This window comes from Afipia sp. MLSD5-FHT05B12, from assembly GCF_058793355.1.
In genome coordinates this window covers 277,366-296,862 of the sequence record NZ_JBXAFS010000002.1, presented here as the reverse complement: position 1 = coordinate 296,862, position 19,497 = coordinate 277,366, and the positions used below count along the sequence as shown (strand labels likewise).

Below are 19,497 nucleotides of genomic sequence, written 5' to 3'. Positions count from 1 at the left end.
AAAGATTGATGAGGATTCGTTCGACGGCGTCATCCTGAGGTGCGAGGACGCAGTCCGAGCCTCGAAGGATCGCCGTCGCCCTTCGAGGCTCCATGCTGCGCATGGAGCGCCTCAGGGTGACGGCCCCGATACTCATTCAGCCTCAGCGACGAATAAGCTGCGCCAGCCATTGCTTTCCGAACAGCAGCAACACACTGCCGCCGTAAACAATCGCGCCCGTCACGATCAAAATTCCGAGAGCGATTTCATCGCGCAGCGACGTCTGGCTCGCCAGCAGGGAAGCGGACCAGCGCGACGTGAGCCACAGTGCCGCGGCCAACAGCACCCCTGCTACAGCGAATTTCGCCAGCGACATCAGGAATGCTCGATCGAATGCGAGAAACTTGCGGCGCACCGCGAACAGGACAACGAGCAGCAGATTGACCCACGCACCGGCGGCGGTGGCCAGCGCCAGCCCGATCTGCGCCAGCGATCCGACCAGTGCGATTTTCAAGGCCACATTGACAGCCACGCCGGTGAGCGCGGCCTTGACCGGCGTCGCCGTATCCTTGCGGGCATAGAAGGTGGCAACCGCGCTCCGGATCAAAACGAACGGAATGAGTCCGACCGCATAAGCCGCGAGCGTCGCACCGGCGGCAACCGCATCGGCTTTCGAAAATGCACCCCGCGCAAACATGGCGCGCATGATGACGTCAGGTACGACGAGAAATGCGGCAACGAAGGGGACCGAGAACAGCAGCGTGAAATCGAATGCGCGCCGCTGCGAGGCGATCGCACCTTCGTCGTCGCCAGCCGTGATCCGCCGGGACATTTCCGGCAGCAACACGGTGCCGATGGCAATGCCGATGACCCCGATCGGCAACTGGTTGAGCCGGTCCGCATAGTACAGCGCCGACAACGCGCCGGCGGCGAGGAACGTCGCGATGATGGTATCCGCGAACAGCGCGACCTGCGTCCCCATCGAACCGAGCGTTGCCGGTCCGAGCGCGCGGAAGAATCCACGCACATCCTCGTCGAATTTCAGTGAGGTGAACTTGGGGAGGATGCCATGAACCCTGGCGTCGCCAGCCAGGAGAATGTATTGCAGAAAACCTGAAATCAGCACGCCCCATGCGGCCGCGTGTCCGGCGCTGGGAAAGAACGCGGCGAGCGCCAGCGTCGCCATCATTGACAGGTTGAGGAATATCGGCGCCGCCGCGGCGCTGGCAAAACGATGCATGACGTTGAGCATGCCGCCGTAAAGCGTCACCAGCGTAATCAGCAGCAGGTAGGGAAACGTAATGCGGGTGAGTTCGATGGCGAGCTGGCGCTGCGCCGGATCATCGCTGAACCCCGGCGCCAGAATCGAGATCGCCTGCGGCATGAACAGCAGTGCCACGACCAGCAAGACAAGCTGCGACACAAACAGCAGCGTAAAGATACGATCGCCGAACAGCCGGGCGGAGGCCTCGCCGCGCTCACCATGGACATGCGCATAGGCCGGCACGAAGGCCGCATTGAATGCCCCCTCCGCGAAGATCGCCCGGAAGTGATTGGGAAGCCGCAGCGCCACGAAGAAGGCGTCGGCCAGAGGGCCCGCGCCGAGGATCGCGGCGAGCATGATGTCGCGCGCGAAGCCCGTGACCCGCGAGAGAAGCGTGTAGCCGCCGACGGTGAAGATTCGCCCGAGCATCCGCTGTTTCTACAACATGGATCGCAGATCGCGAACCGGCGAAGCCCTAACCTGCCCCGTCATGGCCAGATTTATTCCGGCCATCCACCTCTTTTTGTAGTCGTCGCAAGGACGCAGGCATGTCTCCAGAGTTCGTCATGCCCGGGCTTGTCCCGGGCATCCACGTCTTTTTCAAAGACAGAAAAAAGAAAGGCGTGGATGGCCGGAATAAATCCGGCCATGACGACTGAGAGAACGAGCGTGCCGCCTTACGCCAGCGCGTCGCGCACGGCCTTGATGACGCGATCCTGCGCGGCCTGATCCAGATAGGCATGCATCGGCAGGCTGATGACGTCGGCGGACAGCTTCTCGCTGACCGGCAGCCCGCCCTCCACGGTCGGATAATGCTTGTAGGCTGTCTGCTGGTGCATGGACTTCGGATAGTAGATCGCAGTCGGAATGCCCTGGGCCTTGAGCGCCTCGGCGAAGGCATCTCGCCCGCCGCGCGGCAGCCGGATGGTGTACTGCGCCCAGACCGAGGTATTGCCGTCGGCAACGCGCGGAGCCGTCACGATGTTATGCAGCGCATCGAAATAACGGGTCGCCACCTTGTTGCGCGCTTCGATCTCGTCCTGAAAAATCTTCAGCTTCTCGATCAGGATCGCAGCCTGCATGGTGTCCAGGCGGCCCGTGAGGCCGAGACGGACATTGTCGTATTTCTCCGAGCCCTGTCCATGCACGCGCACGCTGCGGAGTCGTTCGGCAAGATCGGCATCATCCGTGAAAATCGCGCCACCGTCGCCGAAGCAGCCGAGCGGCTTGGCGGGAAAGAAGCTGGTCGCTGTCGCAAGCCCGAAGGTACCAAGCCGGCGGCCTTTGTACGTCGCGCCGAAAGACTGCGCGGCGTCGTCGAGTACAAACAGCCCTTCATCCTTCGCGACATCGGCAATCGCGTCGTGGTCAGCGCTCTGGCCAAACAGATCGACCGGGATCACGGCTTTCACCTTGAGGCCAAGCTTGCGAGCCGTCGCGATCCCCTTTTTCAGCGACGCGATATTCATGTTGAATGTCGCTTCATCGACATCGACGAACACGGGTGTCGCGCCGGTCAGCGCGACCACTTCGCCGGTGGCGCAGAATGTAAACGAAGGGCAGATCACAGCGTCGCCGGGGCCGATTCCCTGCGCCATCAGCACCATCAGCAACGCATCCGTGCCGCTGGCGCAGGCGACCACATGCCTGGCGCCGCAGAACGCCGCCAGATCGGCTTCAAGCTGAGTGACTTCTGGGCCGTTGATGAACTGGCAGTGCGTCAGCACACGTGCAACGGCGTCATCGATCTTCGTTCCGAGGCGCCGGCGCTGTGCGCCGATATCGATAAAAGCCACGGGTTCTGATCGCAAATGCTGGTTCATGCGTGCCGTATCCGTTCGAAAAGATGAGTGCCGTCAGCTTGCGACGGCGCGAGGTCCTTTGCGCAGCGGCGCAGCAATAGAGCCTGCCGGAACATCGAGACACTTGATGGCAATCTCGAGGCTCGCAACGCCCTCATCACCCGTCACGGCGGGCGCATTGCCGGTCCGAACCGCGTCAAGGAACGCAACCAGTTCGGCGCGGAGCGGCTCGTCATGCCCGACCGACAGATGCCGCATCGAGTAGCTGCCGTCGCGCTGGAAACCGAAGCACTCGGTCACCTGCCGCGTCAGCAGATCGCCCTGAACATACTTGCCGCGCGTCGCCACGGTGACACTGCGCGCCTTGAACGGCGTCAGCCAGTTGGTGTTGATATGCGCAAGCACGCCGGAGGCCGTGCGGAACTGAAGCAGCGCGATGTCCTCGCGCTCGGCGACGGCGCTGGCAAGCTGCGGCTGCACATCGACGATGTCCGATTCAGTGAACCAGCGGATAAGATCGATATCGTGAACGGCAAGATCGATCACCACGCCGACATTCGACATGCGCGGCGGAAACGGGCCAACGCGGGTGATGGCTATCGAAAGGATCTCTTCGTCCTTGATGGCCTGCTTGATCGCGGCGACGGCCGGATTGAACCGCTCGACATGACCCACCATCAGCGTCACACCGGCATTGCGCGCGGCAGTCACGATCTCGTCCCCCTCCTCAACCGAGGACGCGATCGGCTTCTCGACGAGGATGTGAATTTTCCGGGCAATGCTGGCGAGCGCGACTTCGCGGTGAAGGTGCGTCGGCGCGGCGATGGTCACCGCATCGGGCCCGGCTTCCAGCATCTCTTCCAGGGTCGCAAATGTCGGGCAGCTCAGCATCTGCGATGCGCGCGTGCGATGCGCTTGAAGCGGATCGACAATACCGACCAGTTCGACGCCGGGCAGACCGGCCAGCACACGGGCATGATTGGTGCCCATAACGCCTGCGCCAACGACGCCGATGCGCAGCACCCGTTCGCTGCCAGCTGTATTCTTTGTCGACACCGTCGAACTCATCATCTGATTCCTTGAAACCTGGGCACGAGTCGCTGCCCGCTCGCCCGCAGCTGTCCTAGCATGCCGTCACATGTGTGGCGAACGGAGCAGCCTGGATTCCCTACACGTTTTGATTCAAAGAATTACATCGGCCATCGATATAACTCATTGAAAAGCTGGAATCTTTCCAGACACGCCCAGCACTACGAGCGCCGGTAGTCATCCTCGATGCGGATGATGTCATCCTCGCCCAGATAACTGCCGGTCTGGACCTCGATCAGTTCCAGCGGAATCTTGCCGGGATTTTCCATGCGATGGACCGCGCCGATCGGGATGTAGATGGACTCGTTCTCGTGAACCATCTTTTGCAGCTCATTGACCGTCACCAGCGCCGTGCCGCGCACAACGATCCAGTGTTCGGACCGATGATGATGCTTTTGCAGTGACAGGCGGCCGCCCGCCTTCACGACAATTCGCTTCACCTGATGACGCTCGCCGATATCCAGCGACTGATATGACCCCCACGGCCGATGCACCTTGATGTGGTCTTCGGTCACCTGCGGAGCCACGGTTCGCAGCTTGCCGACCAGCCGCTTCAGGCCATTCGGATCGTTCTGGCGGGACACCAGAATGGCGTCCTGCGTCGCCACCACAACAAGATCGTCGACGCCTTCCAGAGCCACCAGAGCCTTGTCGGTGGAGACATTGCAGTTGCGCGAGTCTTCGAACACCGTCAGCCCCTGCGCCACGTTGCCGTGTTCGTCCTTGTCCGAGAGCTCCCACACCGCGTGCCAGGAGCCGACATCGGACCAGCCGCAATCAACCGGGACCACCGCGGCCTGCGTGGTTTTTTCCATGACCGCATAGTCGATCGAGATCGGGGTCGCCTTCCCGAACGACTCGAGCGGAAGCGTGACAAAATCGAGATCGCGGCCGGCATTGGTCACCGCGTCGACGAGCGTGTTCACACTGTCGGAATCGACGCCGCGATATTCATCGAGCAGCATCTGCGCGCGAAACATGAAGTTACCGCAGTTCCACAGATAGCCGTCGGCAACATAGCCCGCCGCGGTCGCGGGGTCCGGCTTCTCGACGAATTTCGCGACCTTCCGAACGTCGCCGGAAACAACCTCCCCGGGCCGGATATAGCCGTATTCAGTCGCGGGCCGCTCCGGCAGAACACCGAACGTGACGATGCTGCCGGCATTCGCCACGCTCAGCGCTTTGCGGCATGCCTCGACGAAAGCGGCGGCGTCGCGCACCACGTGATCCGCGGCCAATGCCAGTACAACAGCGTTCGGGTCGCGGGTCAGCGCGAAAGCCGCACCGGCGGCAATCGCGGGGCCGGAATCACGCCGCGCAGGCTCGAGAAGGATATCCGCTTCGAGTCCGATTTCACTCAGCTGTTCGAGCACCATGAAGCGATAGGCTGCATTGGTGATGACGACAGGCCGCACGAACAGCTTCGGATCGCTCACGCGCAGCATCGTATCCTGAAAGGTCGAGTTCGCACCGAAGAGCCGAAGAAATTGCTTTGGACGTCCTTCGCGCGATGCCGGCCACAGCCGCGTGCCTGCGCCGCCGCACATAATCAGTGGAATAATTCGCTCGCTCATGCGTCCTCAAAATGTTTCAGAGGCTTACAGCCGATGATAGTCGCGATACCACGCCGAGAACCGCGCGATACCGTCTTCGATTGTCGTGGAAGGGCGGAAACCAACCTCGCGCATCAAGTCATCGACGTCCGCGTAAGTGGCAGGCACATCCCCCGGCTGCATCGGCAGCATGTCCTTGACCGCGGTGCGTCCGAACTCCTTTTCGAGAAGCTCCACAACCTTGAGCAATTCCTCAGGATGGTTGTTTCCGACATTAAAAACCCGCCAGGGAGCGGCGCTTGTCCCAGGGTCGGGCGCGGCGTCCGGCGCCTTGGCCACCCCCTTGGGCGCGTGATCGATCAGCCGCACGATGGCTTCCGTCACGTCGTCGACGTAGGTGAAATCGCGCTGCATGTTTCCGTGATTGAACAGCTTGATTGGTTGCCCCTCAAGGATCGCCTTGGCGAACAGAAACATCGCCATGTCCGGCCGGCCCCAGGGACCATATACGGTAAAGAAGCGCAGGCCGGTCGACGGAATGCGGTAAAGGTGGCTGTACGCATGCGCCATCAGTTCGTTGGCCTTTTTCGAGGCCGCATAGAGGCTGATGGGGTGATCGACACTGTCATGCACCGAGAACGGCAGCTTGGTATTGGCGCCATACACCGATGAGGACGATGCGTACAGCAGATGGCGGCACGCATTGTGCCGGCAGCCCTCAAGGATGTTCGTGAAGCCCTGAAGATTCGCGTCCACATAGGCGTGCGGATTTTCGAGCGAATAGCGCACACCTGCCTGCGCGGCGAGATGGATAACGACCGGAAAGCGGTGCGTGCTGAACAAATCCGCCACGCCGGTCCTGTCGGCGAGATCGAGCTTGACGAAACTGAAAGCCGGATCGTTTTTCAGCACGTCGAGGCGCGCTTCCTTCAGTTTCGGATCATAGTAGCTGTTGACGTTGTCCAGTCCGATGACACGGCGGCCGGCTTGCAGGAGCTTCTGCGCGACGTGGAAGCCGATGAAACCCGCGGCTCCCGTAACAAGTATTGTCTCATCAGACATTCTTTTCACCATCCAGCGATCAAGGGCGCCACAACTCGATACCGGCAGGCAGCCTGTCGCGATCAAGCCTCATCTTTACGTCGAGAACGAGACCGCTTCCGCCATTCAGCAACTTCTGGATCATGGGCCATCCCGCATCGACATAAGCCTTGTGGGCGACCGCCACGATGACCGCATCGGCGGGCTGTAACGAATCAGAATCAATCAGCTTCACACCATACTCGTGCATGGCGTCCGTGGGGTCCGCCATCGGATCGCTGATCTGCACCTTGAGGCCGAACGACTCCAGTTCGCGGATAATATCGATCACGCGCGAGTTGCGTGTATCCGGCACATCTTCCTTGAAGGTAAGACCGAGAATTGTGACAACACCGCCGCTGCTCTTTCGCCGCAGCAGACCTCTGATGCACTCACGGGCAATGCGCTGGCCCATGCCGTCGTTGATACGGCGCCCCGAGAGAATGACTTCGGGATGATATCCCGCCTTCTCCGCACGATAGGTCAGGTAGTAGGGATCGACGCCGATGCAATGTCCGCCGACGAGGCCCGGCTGAAACGGCATGAAATTCCATTTGGTGCGCGCCGCGGCCAGCACGTCGCCGGTATCGATATTCAGGGCCTGGAAGATCAACGACAGCTCGTTCATGAAAGCGATGTTCAGATCGCGCTGCGTGTTCTCGATCACCTTGGCCGCTTCGGCGACCTTGATGGACGGAGCGCGATGGATGCCCGCGGTCACGACCGAACCATAAACGCCGGCGACGATGTCGAGCGTTGCCGCGTCCTGCGCCGAAACCACCTTCATGATGGTCTCGAAACGGTGTTGCTTGTCTCCGGGGTTGATGCGCTCGGGCGAGTAGCCGACCTTGAAATCAGATCCCGCCTTGAGACCGGATGCTTTCTCCAGAAGCGGCACGCATTCGTCTTCGACGGCCCCCGGATAAACCGTTGATTCATAGACGACGATGTCACCCTTCTTGAGCACCGCACCTACCGTGCGGGAGGCGGCGAACATGGCGCCGAGGTCAGGCTGGCGCGCGTCATCGATTGGCGTCGGAACCGTGACAATAAAGAAATCCGACGACGCCAGCGCGCTCACGTCGTGCGTGAACGAGAGCGAAGCATGGCGCAAATCAGCCGCCTCGACCTCGTTGGTGCGATCGTGAAAATCGCACAGTTCGGTGATGCGCCTCTGATCGATATCGAAACCGGTCACCGGAACCCCGGCACGGGCGAACGCCGCCGCGACCGGCAATCCGACGTAACCCAGTCCAATGACCGCAATTTTGCGCCCGTGTGTCACGAGTTTCCGTCCCCAAGCCTCAATGGGCGTCACCTGCGCCAGATACCCCGATCAGGCCGCCCTCTTTAGCCGCCGTGTGGTGGGGGCGGCAATAGGTGGAGCTTACCTATTGCCAGAGCACCTCTAAAGCCATACCAAGACCCTGAAAACGACTGTCAAGCGCTGCTATTCACGCCCTTTTCAGATTCAGCCACGTTAACCATCGCGGTCCGGAATGCGCGGATTTCTCCTTCTTGCCGCTCGAATACTGGTGTCGGCGGCGCTGCTCTATATCGCGTTTCGCGGCATCAATTTCGCAGCGATCCAGTCCCGCCTGAGCCAGATCAGCCCCGGGTGGTTCCTGCTTGCGGTGCTGGCGACGATCTTCCAGATATTTCTCGGTGCCCTGCGCTGGCGAGCGATCAGCGCGCGATGCGCCGCGCCGCTCGAGACCGGACAAGCCTTCCGTTACAACATGATCGGCGCGTTCTTCAATCAGACACTGCCGTCCACGATCGGCGGCGACGCCATGCGGCTCTGGCTCGTGCGGCACACGGGCGCAGGCTGGCGCGCCGCTACCTACTCGGTTCTCGTCGACCGCGCCATCGGCCTGATCGCGCTTGCGCTCATCGTGGTCGCGAGTCTTCCGTGGAGTTACGATCTGATTGGCAGCCCTCGCGGGCGCCTCGCATTGCTGCTGGTCGATGTTGCCGCGATCTCGGCCGGTCTCGGCTTTCTCGTTTACGGCGCGCTCAGCTGGCAATGGCTGAAGATGCTCTGGCCCCTGCGCCATATCCATGCCTGCGCGGTGATCGCCAATCAGGTGATTTTCAACCGCGACAGCGGACCGAAAGTTGCCGCGCTCTCATTGCTCATTCATGTGATGGCAGTGGTGATCGCCTGGTGCGCGGTTCGCTCCATCGCCGCTCCGGCGGCCTTCGAGCAATTGTTCCTGCTCGTGCCGCCGATCATGCTGATCACGATGTTGCCGATTTCCATCGCCGGCTGGGGCGTCCGCGAAGCAACGATGATGGTCGCATTCGGCTATGCCGGCCTCGCACCGACCGACGGCACCGTGGTTTCGCTTCTGTTCGGGGCGTCGTCCTTCGTGGTCGGCGCGATCGGCGGACTGGTCTGGATTCTCAGCGCGGAAAAAACGTCCGAGATATCCCATGCCGTTCCCGAGGGCGAATAGTCCGTCCGCACAGACCGGGTTAGAGACGCCGTCAGCGCGTTCAGATCGATTGATCCTGCTGAAGATTTTCCTTGCCGCTCTCGTCGTTCGGTGGGCTTACGCGCTCGCGATGCACGCCCTGATGGGGGATGACGGGCTGAAAGGCATCGACTCGCTGACCTATGCAGGCGTCGCGGGCGATTTCGCCAACGCCCTCAAGACCGGCGCGGTTCATGGTTCGCGGTGGTTCGGGCAACATGCCTATACGATGCCGCTCTATCACTGGCTCGCGGCAGTTCCCTTTCTGATTTTCGGCAACACGCACGGCACCCTTGCCTATATCATGATGCAGGGCGTGTTCGATGCGGGGACCTGCGTTGCCGTATATGGCATGGCCTCCTGGATATCCGCCCGCGTCGCGATCGCCGCAGCCCTTATCGCCGTCATCAATCCCACGCAGGTCGTCCTCAGCGGGTTGTTCTACACCGATACTCCGTTCATCTTTTTCGTTACCCTGTCATTCTGGGCAGCGTTCCGCTGGGCCGGGACCCCTTCGTGGCGAAACGCGTTCCTGCTGGGTCTCTTCCTCGGATGCGCGGCGCTCATACGGGCGATCATCGTGCCGTGGGCTTTCTTCGCGCTGGCCCTGCTCGCCGTCTACGTTCTGTTCCGGAAAATCGCGTTACAGAAAATGGCCACGGTCGCCGCCGCCTTTGTTGTCCTGACCGCCTGCATTGGCATCATCGTCGCAAAGAATGTCGCTGTGTTTGGAACCGCCGGGCTGACGCCGCAGGGCGGCATTCATCTTGCGTTATGGGTTGTCCCCCTTGCCAGGGAAATGCAGGACAGAACGCCCTATATGACGAGCTACAACGACCTGGAGAAGCGAACCATCGAGAGGTTCGGGCCGCATTCTTCCAATCCATTCGAGCAATCGCGGCAATACACCATCATCGCGAAGGAAGCGCTGAAAGATATTCCCGTCAGCGCGATCGCGAAATCGTGGCTGTCCGGCATCACGATCAATCTCGTTTCGCCAGCGGTTCTGTTGTCGCCACCGGTCTCGCAACTTCCGCGACCGGGCTTCTACAACACGCCCGGCAACTCGTTTTTCGACAAGGCCTTCAACTACGCGTTTCACTCGGGCCAACCGGCCTACACATGGTTTCTGCTGACCGGCAGCGCAGGGCTGGCGGCGATGCGCCTGCTGCAACTCATCGGGTTCGTGACTTTGGCGCGGCGGGCGGCGAATTGGCCTGCGATTTTACTGGCGGCGTCGTGGTGCGGCTACATCCTGCTCGTCAACGGGCCAGTCGCATCGCCCAAGTACCGATTGCCGCTGGAGCCGCTTTTCAATGTGCTGAGCGGCGCGGGGTTGATCGCCATTCGCGATCGGCGCACGAAGCCTGATACCGCGAACGTCCATCAAGCGGCGTGAGACTATCGGCCTCGCTTTTCGACCACGGTCAACAAACGAAAGCCGAAATGGCGGCCAAGAGCGCCCTCGGCATGTTTCTCGAACCAGAGCATTGCCCGCGCCATCGGCTCGGTCATCAGCGACCACGGCCTGAAACCGCCGCTGAACGGATAAGCGACAAACGAGAACCATTGCGTTTCACTGATCGTCAGATCCGGAAATTTCGCGTGGAACTGATCGCGATAGCTCGTTACCAGCAATGTCGGGATCGCTTGATTGGAATCGTAGGGATCGCGACCCCGATCCGGCGCTCCCTCCACCAGCGGGTCGGCATCCATCTGCACCGGCTCATGATGCAGCAAGCGATAAAACAGCCCGCTTCCAAGCGTAATGCCCGGCTCCGCCATGATGATCCGGCCGCCCGGACGCAACACCCGCGACGCTTCGCGAAACAGCAATGCCGGAAATTCGATGTGGTGAAGCACATCAAGCATCACGATGTTCGACAAGGCTCCATCCGCTAACGGAAGCTTTTGCGCATCGGCCACAAGATCGAGCCATGGCGCGAACTGGATGTCCGACGAAATAAGATCGTCGATCCGTTCTTTTAGATTGCCGATGCCGCCGCCGATCTCAAGGGTCGTTCCCGGAACAGTCCGACTCGCGATCCGGTCGAAAATATCATTATAGACCGTCCGCAGAACCGGCTTCCGCTCCCAAACCGAACGATAATCGTCAAGAACATCGGGCATTGCACGTCAGTCGTTTGGACGCCGGACGAATCCCGACATCGCCATCAAATCGCTTTGATCTTGAAGAACGCGAAGACCACCATTCTCAGCAGCATCACACCGTGCCGGAAACGCGAAATCTGCGTTTCGCCGTAGGCGCGGGCGGCATAGCGGATCGGCAGATCGATCGTCTTGAGATTGAGCTTCGACGCGCCAAAGATGAGATCAAAGTCCCCGAACGGATCGAAATCTCCGAAATAGGCCTTGCCGTCGCGAAGCCGGTAATAATCCGATCGACGCATCACCTTGGTCCCGCAGAGCGTATCGGTATAGCGTTGATTCAGCAGCCAAGAGAACAGATATGAGAATATCTTGTTCGCGATCAGATTGAGAAAACGCATGGCGTCATCCTCAAGCGGGTAAACCAGTCGCGAGCCATTGATGAACTCACCCCGCCCCGATTTGATCGCCTCCCAGAACTTCGGCAATTGCTCGGGCGGCATGGTGAGATCGGCGTCGAGGATCATCAGAACATCGCCGCGAGCCACATCGTAGGCCGTGAACACCGCATCCGCCTTGCCCTTGCCTGGCTGGCGCATCAGCTTGATATCCTTGTCCGGATAGGCCGCCTTGACGCGTTCCATTTCCTCGAAGGTACCGTCCTTGCTGTGACCTTCGATGAAGATGATCTCGATGTCATCGCAAAACTGCGGCAGCCGCTGCACCGCTGGTTCGATGTTGCCGCGCTCATTGCGCGCAGGAATGACGACCGTCGCCGATTTCAAATCCTCCCTCGCCGCCGGCCACGACCGGCAGACGGAGTAATGGCGCAAGGCGAAGAAACGGAACACGGGGAGGACGCTGATGAAGCGATTGATCAGATGCCCGATGCCAAACAACGAGACAGGCATCAGCATTCGCTGTTCGGATTTCACCGGTTCATAATCTGCAAGTTGGGCAATGGCGGCGACATCCGCGGGCGCGAGAGCATTCTGCGGCGGCAGCGGCATCCGCTGGCCGATCCATTCCGCGAACTTGAGCACAGGTTGCCACAGATGCGAAAAATATCCGATCACAACGCGTGTCTCGCGCGTGCATAGCGGATGAAGCTGTTCAAGAAATTTCTGGCAATCGTCCAGCGATCCGATCGCATCGAGAACAAGGATATAGTCGAAGGGACCCTCTACCGACGCGATCGTGGCGGGATCTTCAGCGTCCCCAACGACAAATGCCAAATCCGGATGCAGCTTGCGGGCGACGTCAACCAGCGCGGGACTAAAATCAATGCCCACGCCGTGAGCGGGCTCGAGCGCCGCGAGCGTGTCGCCGATGCCACATCCGATTTCAAGAACACGCGCATTCTTCGGAATCAGGAACCGCAGATAGGCTTCATCCTCATGGTGAAAGAACGCAGCCTTGCTCCGCCACTCAGGGCGCGAGGCTGCGTATTCCTGCGAGTGAGACAGTATCTGCGCTTTGCGGGAAGGAGACGACGAAGAGGACATGGTAATAGTTTCGTTTCTAGTGGTGGTATTCTAGCGAGCCCTTCTGGCACGCAAACGTCCCACGACCAAGGGTGAAACCGGGTCGCGGCGGCTTAATTCGTTCTAACGAGCGGCAAATCCCCGCTGTCAATGACGGTCTGGATCGAGCGCACGGACGATGTCCTGAGCCCCCGATAAAGACGGTCATAGCGCGCAATGCAGGCATTTTGAGAAAACATTGCCAGGACCCGTTCCCTCGCCGCAGACCCCAGTGCTTGACGCTTCGATGGATCGGATGCAAGAGCAAGAACGGCTGCGCCAAGGGCGACAGGCTCTCCTGGCGGAGTCAACAGACCGGATTCACCGTCGACGACTGCATCCAGATTACCACCTACCGCAGTTGCGATGATCGGCAACCCCTGCCCCATCGCTTCGATCAAGGCGTTTGAGAAACCTTCCTGATGAGAAACGAGCAGCGCCACATCTGCCACAGGCAGGATCGTTTCAACATCGCGCCGCTCTCCGAACCAGAGAATTCGATCCGCGATGCCGAGACGCTCAGCCTGCGAGCGTAGCTGCGGACCTTCGCCCTCGTCGCGCCCGATGACGACCAGACGCCAGGGTTGGGGCAGCTGCGATGCAATCTTGCCGAGTGCGTCGAGGAGATCAGCGTGCCCCTTATAGTGAAACAGGTTGGCTACGATCGCCATGACAAAAGCGCCGGAGGGAATATCCATACTTGCGCGCTGTGCCGCGCGGGCCTGATCGTCGGTTAACCGGGCGATGGTGACACCGTTATGAATCAGACCGATCCTGTGACGGTCTCCCCCCTCGGCGACAAGCTCCTCGACGACGGCCTGCGAATTTCCCAACAGAGCCGTCATGCGACGATGGAGCATACGTTCAACGCGCCCAAACCAAGGATGGTTGCGCTGATAGTGCGCCAACGAGCGGCGGCTCATGATGCAGGTGCGGTGGCGAGCAGCAAACGCAACGGCCGCTCCGACAAGATAAGGCTCGGGCAGAAAGAAATGCAAAATATCTGGCCGCGTCTGACGGATGCGGCGATACAGCGCGACGGCGACCGTCAGCAAGTGCATTACCCGTCCGGAACGGCGTGACGGTCCGGAAATGGTCACGCCAGTTTTCATCAGCTCCGCTTCAAGTTCTCCGCCCCTCTCAAGCACGAACAGTTCCACTGCGAAACCGCGCGACATCAACGCGGGCAGCAACTGCGCCAGGTGGTGCTCGGCGCCGCCCATCACCAATTTCTTGGTGACAAAAAGGATGCGTGGCAGTGTCGATTGCTGGTTTTCCATGGCCTTAGACGTCCGCCCAGCGCCTGCGCCACGCCTCAAACATAAGAATAGTCCAAAGCGCGTAAGCCCAGTTCCTGCGGCCCGTCAGATGATCCGCCCACAAACAACGTGCAGCACTTACGTCGATAAAGCCCGCGCCCAGCCGCTTTGGGTCGAGTAAATCCTCTGCCCAGTCCCTCAAAGGACCACGCAGCCATTCGGCAAGCGGAATGCCAAATCCCATCTTGGGCCGATCCAGCAGTTGCCGCGGCACCATCTGCTCTGTCACCTTCCGCAAGACCCATTTCGTTTCACCGTCGCGGATCTTGAAACGTCGCGGCAGACGCCACGCGAATTCAACCACGCGATGATCCAGCAACGGCGGGCGCGCTTCGAGCGCGACTGCCATTGAGGCTCTATCGACTTTCTGAAGAATGTCGTCTGGCAGGTAAGTGACGGTGTCGAGCAGTTGCATCCGATCGAGAAATGTCGGCAATGCCCCGATTGCCCCTGTCGACCACGACGTCAAAGGATGCTCATCCGCCAACGGAGCAAGCGATGCAGGATCCTCGCATTGGCTTACCAGCCTGCGGTAGATGCCCTCAGAATCGAGCGTCATCACGCTGGCAAATTTGTGCAGCTTGTCGGCGACCTGCGACGGCAACATTCCGCGCGGCGCGAGCGATGCGAGACCATCGACCCACGCCATAGGCAGCGCCTGCAACGCGCCCGCCGCGAGACGCCGCGCACCGAGCGGGAGCCGTGTGAGCTTCTGGGACATGCCCTCAGCCAGCCGATAGCGATTGTACCCGCCAAACAATTCGTCGCCGCCGTCGCCGGATAATGCAACGGTTACATGCTGGCGGGTGAGCTTCGACACCAGATGGGTCGGAATTTGCGACGAGTCCGCGAATGGCTCATCATACATCTGCGCAAGCTGCGGAACTACACCGAGCGCATCGGACGCGGTAACAACCAATTCAGTGTGCTCCGTGCCAAGATGCCGTGCGACCGCGGCAGCGTCTTTCGACTCGTCGAAGCCAAACTCGGGAAACCCGATCGAGAAGGTGCGAACCGGCCCCCGCCCCGCAGCAACCATCAAACCCGCTACCGCTGACGAATCGATACCACCGGACAGGAATGCCCCAAGCGGAACGTCGGCGAGCATCTGCCGCGAAACCGCATCCCCGAGCAATTCCGAGAGCTGTACAACTGCTTCTTTGTCGGAAAGCTTCAGCGGGGAAGCGATCCCCTGCAACGCGACATCCGCCGCAGACCAGTAGCGGCGGCTGGCGCAGGAGCCACTGACCGAAAACGTGGCATGTTCGCCCGGCATCACCTTCTTGATACCGCGGTAAATGCTATGAGGCGCCGGCACGTAACCGAAACGAAGGAAACTCGCTACCGACGACGGATCGATTTCCAGGGCGAATGCCTGAGCAGCGTGGAAACTCTTCAGTTCGGATGCGAAGAAAATCTGTTCGCCACGATGAGCTACAAACAACGGCTTGATGCCAAGCCGATCGCGCACAAGGTGGAGTACCCGTTGCTCGCGATCCCACAGCGCAATCGCGAACATGCCATTGAGATCATCTAGCGTAACGTTCAATCCGCGTCGCGCAACCGACTCCACAATCGTTTCCGTGTCGGAATGACCGCGCCAAGCGACAGCTCTCAGTGCGGGATCACGGCGGATGTCCTCGCTGTTATAGATTTCACCATTGTAGCAGATCACCCAACGCCCGTCCGCAGACACCATGGGCTGTGCGCCAGCCTCCGACAAATCGACGATGGAAAGGCGGCGATGCGACAACGCCAATCCGACGGCATCATCCGTCCAGATTCCACCAGCGTCGGGGCCGCGATTGGCAATCGCATCAGCCATCACACGCGCGCGGCGCGCTAGTCCAGCATCATTGGATACAAGACTACGATCTATGAACCCGGCGATACCGCACATGGTTCTAAATCAGCCCACGCTGGCCAACGGCACCGAAGCGGCACATCCTGTGAGTCATGCCGCTGGCCGAGCGATAGATAACACCCGCTTCACCATGGACTTGAGTACCGTGACCGGTCGCCCAAATATGGCATACCGTAACGGCTTACTTTGGTGAGCGATACGGATCAGCCACGGATATACCGGAGGTAGCGGCCCGTTCGCACGCCGGGCCGCCATGAATATACTTCCGGATTTTTTCTTACAGAAGACAACCTGGAAGCCCTCAAGCGCCAATAGATAGCCCATGGAACTAGCTGTTGGATAAAAGCTATGGGAATAACCGGGAAGCCCGGGATCGTCAGACGACAGAAAATCCGCGAGGACTATACAGAGGAGCCCGTCCTGCGAAAGACGGTCACGCAACGAAGCAATAAATGCACGGACGTTCGTGACGAAATAGATAGCATGCGCGCTATGAATAATGTCGAAGCGATTTTCCAGATTCAGGGTTTCGATTTGCCCGATCATCGATTTGATGCCAATAGCCTCGTGAAAGCGGCTCATATTGGGATCAGCATCGACACCGAGCGCGTCCCACCCTCGTTCAGCGAATAACTTCACGGTTTCGCCCAGGCCACATCCGATATCGAGAAACCGTCCCGGCTGCTTCTGATAGAGGGGAGCAAAGAAATCATATGACCGCCGCGCGCCCTTCTCGCTGATGGCTTTCCGATAGCGCCATATCTCTTCTTCGCGAGCGCGATCGGTCTCCGAGAGATCGCGATTGCCCTGCCATACCCTTGCAAGCGCATTCAGACTTGGGACGAATGCCGGATACCCATTTCCGCATGTCCGGCAAAGCCACCAGCGATAGCTCATACCGGGACTGAAAGCGGAAATATCTGCCTCGATCTTGATATCCCGGTTGTGCTCGAACGGCCATTTGGTCGCTCCGGCACAGATCGGACACAGCACATCTTTCTCACCTAGTGCCATGATCAAGATTCCAAAACGCTTCTGGTTCGACTACGAATTTTGGCCAACTCGACGACCAAGGACGGCGGAATCAGACACAAGAGTTGCAACAGACGCCAGCGAAATCTGGAGATTTCCGTATCCGACGCCAGTGCGAGAAACCTTCGTGCGGCGCGTCTGTGCCCCCTGGTAAGGCAGTCCGTGGCATTTGCAATAGCGATGCGATTGTAGAGTTCTTTTAAGTTCCGCCTTCGGTCCGCGCCCATGCCATTGTCGCCCATCAACGTCACGTCAATCCTGCGCATCGCGATGTCGGGCTCCAGAACAGAGAGCGATGTCGTAAGGCTGTTGTCGACGCGACGATAGAGACATCCAACGTAGTCGGACATAGCAACGGGAAATTGCAATCCCATCCTGATCCACAAATCGATGTCCTCGCCTCGATTTTCTCCGGTCTCAAATCCGCCAATCGAGATGCATCGGTCACGATGAACCATCGCGGCGGACGTGAACACCCATGCCTGTCCCGCCGCAGCCTCCGCGATAAAATCCGCGACTTTTCGATACCCGACGGCCGATGCCGAGCCGCGGCTGGTTATGTTACTGACCTCCAGAAAGGAATTTGCCAGCAGACAGGCCTCAGGAAAAACGGTGTGTAGTTCCCAAAGATGCTTCAGATGATCTTGCTGCCAGACATCATCGGCGTCGAGGAATGCGACAAACTCGGCTGAAGATTCAGCAAGGCATCGATTTCGCGCGGCCGACACTCCGGCATTCGCCTGCGTGATCAATTTAAGGTTCGGCAAGTTCATCGCCTTGACGACCGATGCACCGTCATCGGTCGAACCATCGTCAACCACGATAATCTCATAATCCGCGAATGACTGTCGAGCTACACTCGCAAGGCTATCACCTACATACGCCCGCTTGTTGAAAAGCGGCATAGCAATCGAGATCCGCGGAGCCAACGCTTAACTCTTAGCCCGGGCAAATGGACCTAGCGGCGGGATTCTATCCGCGCCATCAAGTCTTCCGATATGATCCAGGACAGCGTGGATCATACGCTTCATGTTTTGGGCACGATTGCCGAAATGCCCTGGTTCATCCGCGGGCCGGAAGACGCATTCGTAGCGAACACTATGAATCTCGGCGAGCGCCGATAAGATTTGTTGGTCGCTCAACGGCGACGAAACGCTCGCTTCGATCCTAGACGGGAGCGCATCGATCGGGCAGACGCCACCCAAATAATCAGCAATGAAACATCCCCCAAGCACGAGAGCCGGACGCCCTAGAAGAAATGCTTCCAGCGTCGCACTCCCGGTCACGGAGATTGTCACTTGGGCTTCCTTGATCAACTCAATCGACGACATGGCTGCGTGAGCGATGTGAACGCCAGCTTTCTGACGCAAGGCACGATAGAAGGATGTGGGCCGGATACCGAGCGACGCCCTGTGTTCTTTCACAACCAGCATCCAGTCACTTGGCATCGCAAAGCGGATTGCATCGATCGCCCGCATCTGATCGACATAGTAAGGAGCCGGTGTATTAATCGAGGACTCTGGCGTTACCTGTAACGGGTAATAGATGAACTTGGACGGCAGCTCCGCCAGCTCCTTGCTGTCGTAGCATCGTTCGTTTCGGTAGGCACGGATTGCCCGAAAGCGCTCAAGCACCCAGGGAAATGTGTACTTCAGGTTCAGGAGAAATAACTCCGGCTCAAACATCCGCGGATTTCTCCAGGTCCGCGAGACAAATCCCCACACCCGTTTCGGCAACGACTTGCGACCGATCGGCAGCAACTCTTCACCAGATGCCGAGAACATGTCGGGCGCGAACGCGGGACCGGGCTTGGACCGAAACGCGGCGATCGTCTTTGCAGCCCATTCTTTGCCATTCGGCGTGACCTGCCGATAGTCGGGAATCTGCTCCTGCGCGTCCCGGCTGAAATATATACCGCCCAGATGCCGCAGATCGGTCGGGATCAACACCGGGATGTTCAGTTCCCGCGCAAGCGAAACCAGCACCTTGCCGTCGAATGTCTCGATATGAGCCATCAGAAGGTGCGTTGGCTTCAGACGAAGCAGAAAGGCCTTGTAAATTCGGTAGATCTGCACAGCGAGCATCAGCTGCTCTGCTGCCGGCCGATGCTTGAACACCTTCTTTTCAGCTTCGATATCAGTAAAGATATTCCCGTAATAGTCCGCGAGCTCAGCCTCACTCGGCATGCTCAAACTGGCGCGGCCTTGCTCGTGCTCAAGGCAAAGAATGCGATCCACACCCAGGACTCCGGAAACGACGTCCAGATGATGGGAGGTCGGCAGAAGCATCGCCCACTCAACGTGGGGGGCTTCAACTTTCGCGAATTCGATCATGTGCCGATACGAAATCGCATACGTTCCGTAACCATGCACGGCAATCAGTGGGGCGCGGTCAGTCATTCTTAAA

15 protein-coding genes are annotated in these 19,497 nt (G+C 59.4%); 2 read left to right on the top strand and 13 right to left on the bottom strand.

Features of this window, described 5'->3' with window-relative positions; all coding sequences use genetic code 11:
- Window positions 1–142: 142 nt before the first annotated feature.
- The 6 genes from murJ to AC1Q6J_RS03610 form a co-directional block, all read right to left on the bottom strand.
- Complete coding sequence (murJ, locus tag AC1Q6J_RS03635; RefSeq protein WP_492277971.1) at window positions 143–1,672, bottom strand: murein biosynthesis integral membrane protein MurJ; 1,530 nt, start codon at window positions 1,670–1,672, stop codon at window positions 143–145.
- A 248-nt stretch (window positions 1,673–1,920) separates the two neighbouring features.
- Window positions 1,921–3,066 (bottom strand): DegT/DnrJ/EryC1/StrS family aminotransferase, encoded by a 1,146-nt coding sequence (locus tag AC1Q6J_RS03630; protein ID WP_492277970.1) that lies wholly within the window; start codon window positions 3,064–3,066, stop codon window positions 1,921–1,923.
- Window positions 3,067–3,099: 33 nt separating this feature from the next.
- Window positions 3,100–4,113: a Gfo/Idh/MocA family oxidoreductase gene (locus AC1Q6J_RS03625; protein WP_492277969.1), complete on the bottom strand. Its 1,014-nt coding sequence runs from the start codon at window positions 4,111–4,113 to the stop codon at window positions 3,100–3,102.
- Between the two features lie 182 nt (window positions 4,114–4,295).
- Window positions 4,296–5,708, bottom strand: coding sequence for a mannose-1-phosphate guanylyltransferase/mannose-6-phosphate isomerase (locus AC1Q6J_RS03620; RefSeq protein WP_492277968.1), 1,413 nt, complete (start codon window positions 5,706–5,708; stop codon window positions 4,296–4,298).
- A gap of 24 nt (window positions 5,709–5,732) precedes the next feature.
- Entirely contained in the window at window positions 5,733–6,749 is a 1,017-nt protein-coding gene (locus AC1Q6J_RS03615; RefSeq protein ID WP_492277967.1) for an NAD-dependent epimerase, read from the bottom strand.
- Between the two features lie 19 nt (window positions 6,750–6,768).
- Window positions 6,769–8,052: a nucleotide sugar dehydrogenase gene (locus tag AC1Q6J_RS03610; RefSeq protein WP_492277966.1), complete on the bottom strand. Its 1,284-nt coding sequence runs from the start codon at window positions 8,050–8,052 to the stop codon at window positions 6,769–6,771.
- A gap of 214 nt (window positions 8,053–8,266) precedes the next feature.
- Here AC1Q6J_RS03610 and AC1Q6J_RS03605 point away from each other — a divergent pair, with 214 nt between their 5' ends.
- Together AC1Q6J_RS03605 and AC1Q6J_RS03600 are read left to right on the top strand one after the other, a co-directional pair.
- On the top strand, window positions 8,267–9,226 hold the full coding sequence (locus AC1Q6J_RS03605; RefSeq protein WP_492277965.1) for a lysylphosphatidylglycerol synthase transmembrane domain-containing protein: 960 nt from the start codon (window positions 8,267–8,269) through the stop codon (window positions 9,224–9,226).
- On the top strand, window positions 9,204–10,643 hold the full coding sequence (locus AC1Q6J_RS03600) for an ArnT family glycosyltransferase (RefSeq protein ID WP_492277964.1): 1,440 nt from the start codon (window positions 9,204–9,206) through the stop codon (window positions 10,641–10,643). The genes AC1Q6J_RS03605 and AC1Q6J_RS03600 overlap by 23 nt, the downstream gene beginning before the upstream one ends.
- A 2-nt stretch (window positions 10,644–10,645) precedes the next feature.
- Here AC1Q6J_RS03600 and AC1Q6J_RS03595 read toward each other — a convergent pair whose 3' ends face one another.
- From AC1Q6J_RS03595 to AC1Q6J_RS03565, 7 genes are all read right to left on the bottom strand, one after another.
- A complete protein-coding gene (locus tag AC1Q6J_RS03595; protein ID WP_492277963.1) occupies window positions 10,646–11,374 on the bottom strand; it encodes a class I SAM-dependent methyltransferase in 729 nt (242 codons plus the stop codon).
- A gap of 44 nt (window positions 11,375–11,418) precedes the next feature.
- Complete coding sequence (locus tag AC1Q6J_RS03590; protein ID WP_492277962.1) at window positions 11,419–12,858, bottom strand: glycosyltransferase; 1,440 nt, start codon at window positions 12,856–12,858, stop codon at window positions 11,419–11,421.
- 92 nt (window positions 12,859–12,950) lie between these two features.
- Window positions 12,951–14,156, bottom strand: a complete 1,206-nt coding sequence (locus AC1Q6J_RS03585; RefSeq protein WP_492277961.1) for a glycosyltransferase — start codon at window positions 14,154–14,156, stop codon at window positions 12,951–12,953.
- A gap of 4 nt (window positions 14,157–14,160) precedes the next feature.
- Window positions 14,161–16,095 carry an asparagine synthase (glutamine-hydrolyzing) gene (gene asnB, locus AC1Q6J_RS03580; protein WP_492277960.1) on the bottom strand — a complete coding sequence of 645 codons (1,935 nt, stop codon included), beginning with the start codon at window positions 16,093–16,095 and terminating at the stop codon, window positions 14,161–14,163.
- Between the two features lie 54 nt (window positions 16,096–16,149).
- Entirely contained in the window at window positions 16,150–17,073 is a 924-nt protein-coding gene (locus tag AC1Q6J_RS03575) for a class I SAM-dependent methyltransferase (protein ID WP_492277959.1), read from the bottom strand.
- 2 nt (window positions 17,074–17,075) lie between these two features.
- Window positions 17,076–18,020 (bottom strand): glycosyltransferase family 2 protein, encoded by a 945-nt coding sequence (locus tag AC1Q6J_RS03570; RefSeq protein ID WP_492277958.1) that lies wholly within the window; start codon window positions 18,018–18,020, stop codon window positions 17,076–17,078.
- A gap of 3 nt (window positions 18,021–18,023) precedes the next feature.
- Window positions 18,024–19,490 carry a capsular polysaccharide export protein, LipB/KpsS family gene (locus AC1Q6J_RS03565; RefSeq protein WP_492277957.1) on the bottom strand — a complete coding sequence of 489 codons (1,467 nt, stop codon included), beginning with the start codon at window positions 19,488–19,490 and terminating at the stop codon, window positions 18,024–18,026.
- Window positions 19,491–19,497: the final 7 nt, after the last annotated feature.

Excerpts from the sequence above, each read along its gene's own strand:
- AC1Q6J_RS03630 (WP_492277970.1), bottom strand. The coding sequence starts at position 3,066 with ATGAACCAGCATTTGCGATCAGAACCCGTGGCTTTTATCGATATCGGC.
- murJ (WP_492277971.1), bottom strand. The coding sequence starts at position 1,672 with ATGCTCGGGCGAATCTTCACCGTCGGCGGCTACACGCTTCTCTCGCGG.
- AC1Q6J_RS03595 (WP_492277963.1), bottom strand. The coding sequence starts at position 11,374 with ATGCCCGATGTTCTTGACGATTATCGTTCGGTTTGGGAGCGGAAGCCG.
- AC1Q6J_RS03620 (WP_492277968.1), bottom strand. The coding sequence starts at position 5,708 with ATGAGCGAGCGAATTATTCCACTGATTATGTGCGGCGGCGCAGGCACG.
- AC1Q6J_RS03575 (WP_492277959.1), bottom strand. The coding sequence starts at position 17,073 with ATGGCACTAGGTGAGAAAGATGTGCTGTGTCCGATCTGTGCCGGAGCG.
- AC1Q6J_RS03605 (WP_492277965.1), top strand. The coding sequence starts at position 8,267 with ATGCGCGGATTTCTCCTTCTTGCCGCTCGAATACTGGTGTCGGCGGCG.
- AC1Q6J_RS03565 (WP_492277957.1), bottom strand. The coding sequence starts at position 19,490 with ATGACTGACCGCGCCCCACTGATTGCCGTGCATGGTTACGGAACGTAT.
- AC1Q6J_RS03600 (WP_492277964.1), top strand. The coding sequence starts at position 9,204 with ATGCCGTTCCCGAGGGCGAATAGTCCGTCCGCACAGACCGGGTTAGAG.
- asnB (WP_492277960.1), bottom strand. The coding sequence starts at position 16,095 with ATGTGCGGTATCGCCGGGTTCATAGATCGTAGTCTTGTATCCAATGAT.
- AC1Q6J_RS03585 (WP_492277961.1), bottom strand. The coding sequence starts at position 14,156 with ATGGAAAACCAGCAATCGACACTGCCACGCATCCTTTTTGTCACCAAG.
- AC1Q6J_RS03625 (WP_492277969.1), bottom strand. The coding sequence starts at position 4,113 with ATGAGTTCGACGGTGTCGACAAAGAATACAGCTGGCAGCGAACGGGTG.
- AC1Q6J_RS03615 (WP_492277967.1), bottom strand. The coding sequence starts at position 6,749 with ATGTCTGATGAGACAATACTTGTTACGGGAGCCGCGGGTTTCATCGGC.
- AC1Q6J_RS03590 (WP_492277962.1), bottom strand. The coding sequence starts at position 12,858 with ATGTCCTCTTCGTCGTCTCCTTCCCGCAAAGCGCAGATACTGTCTCAC.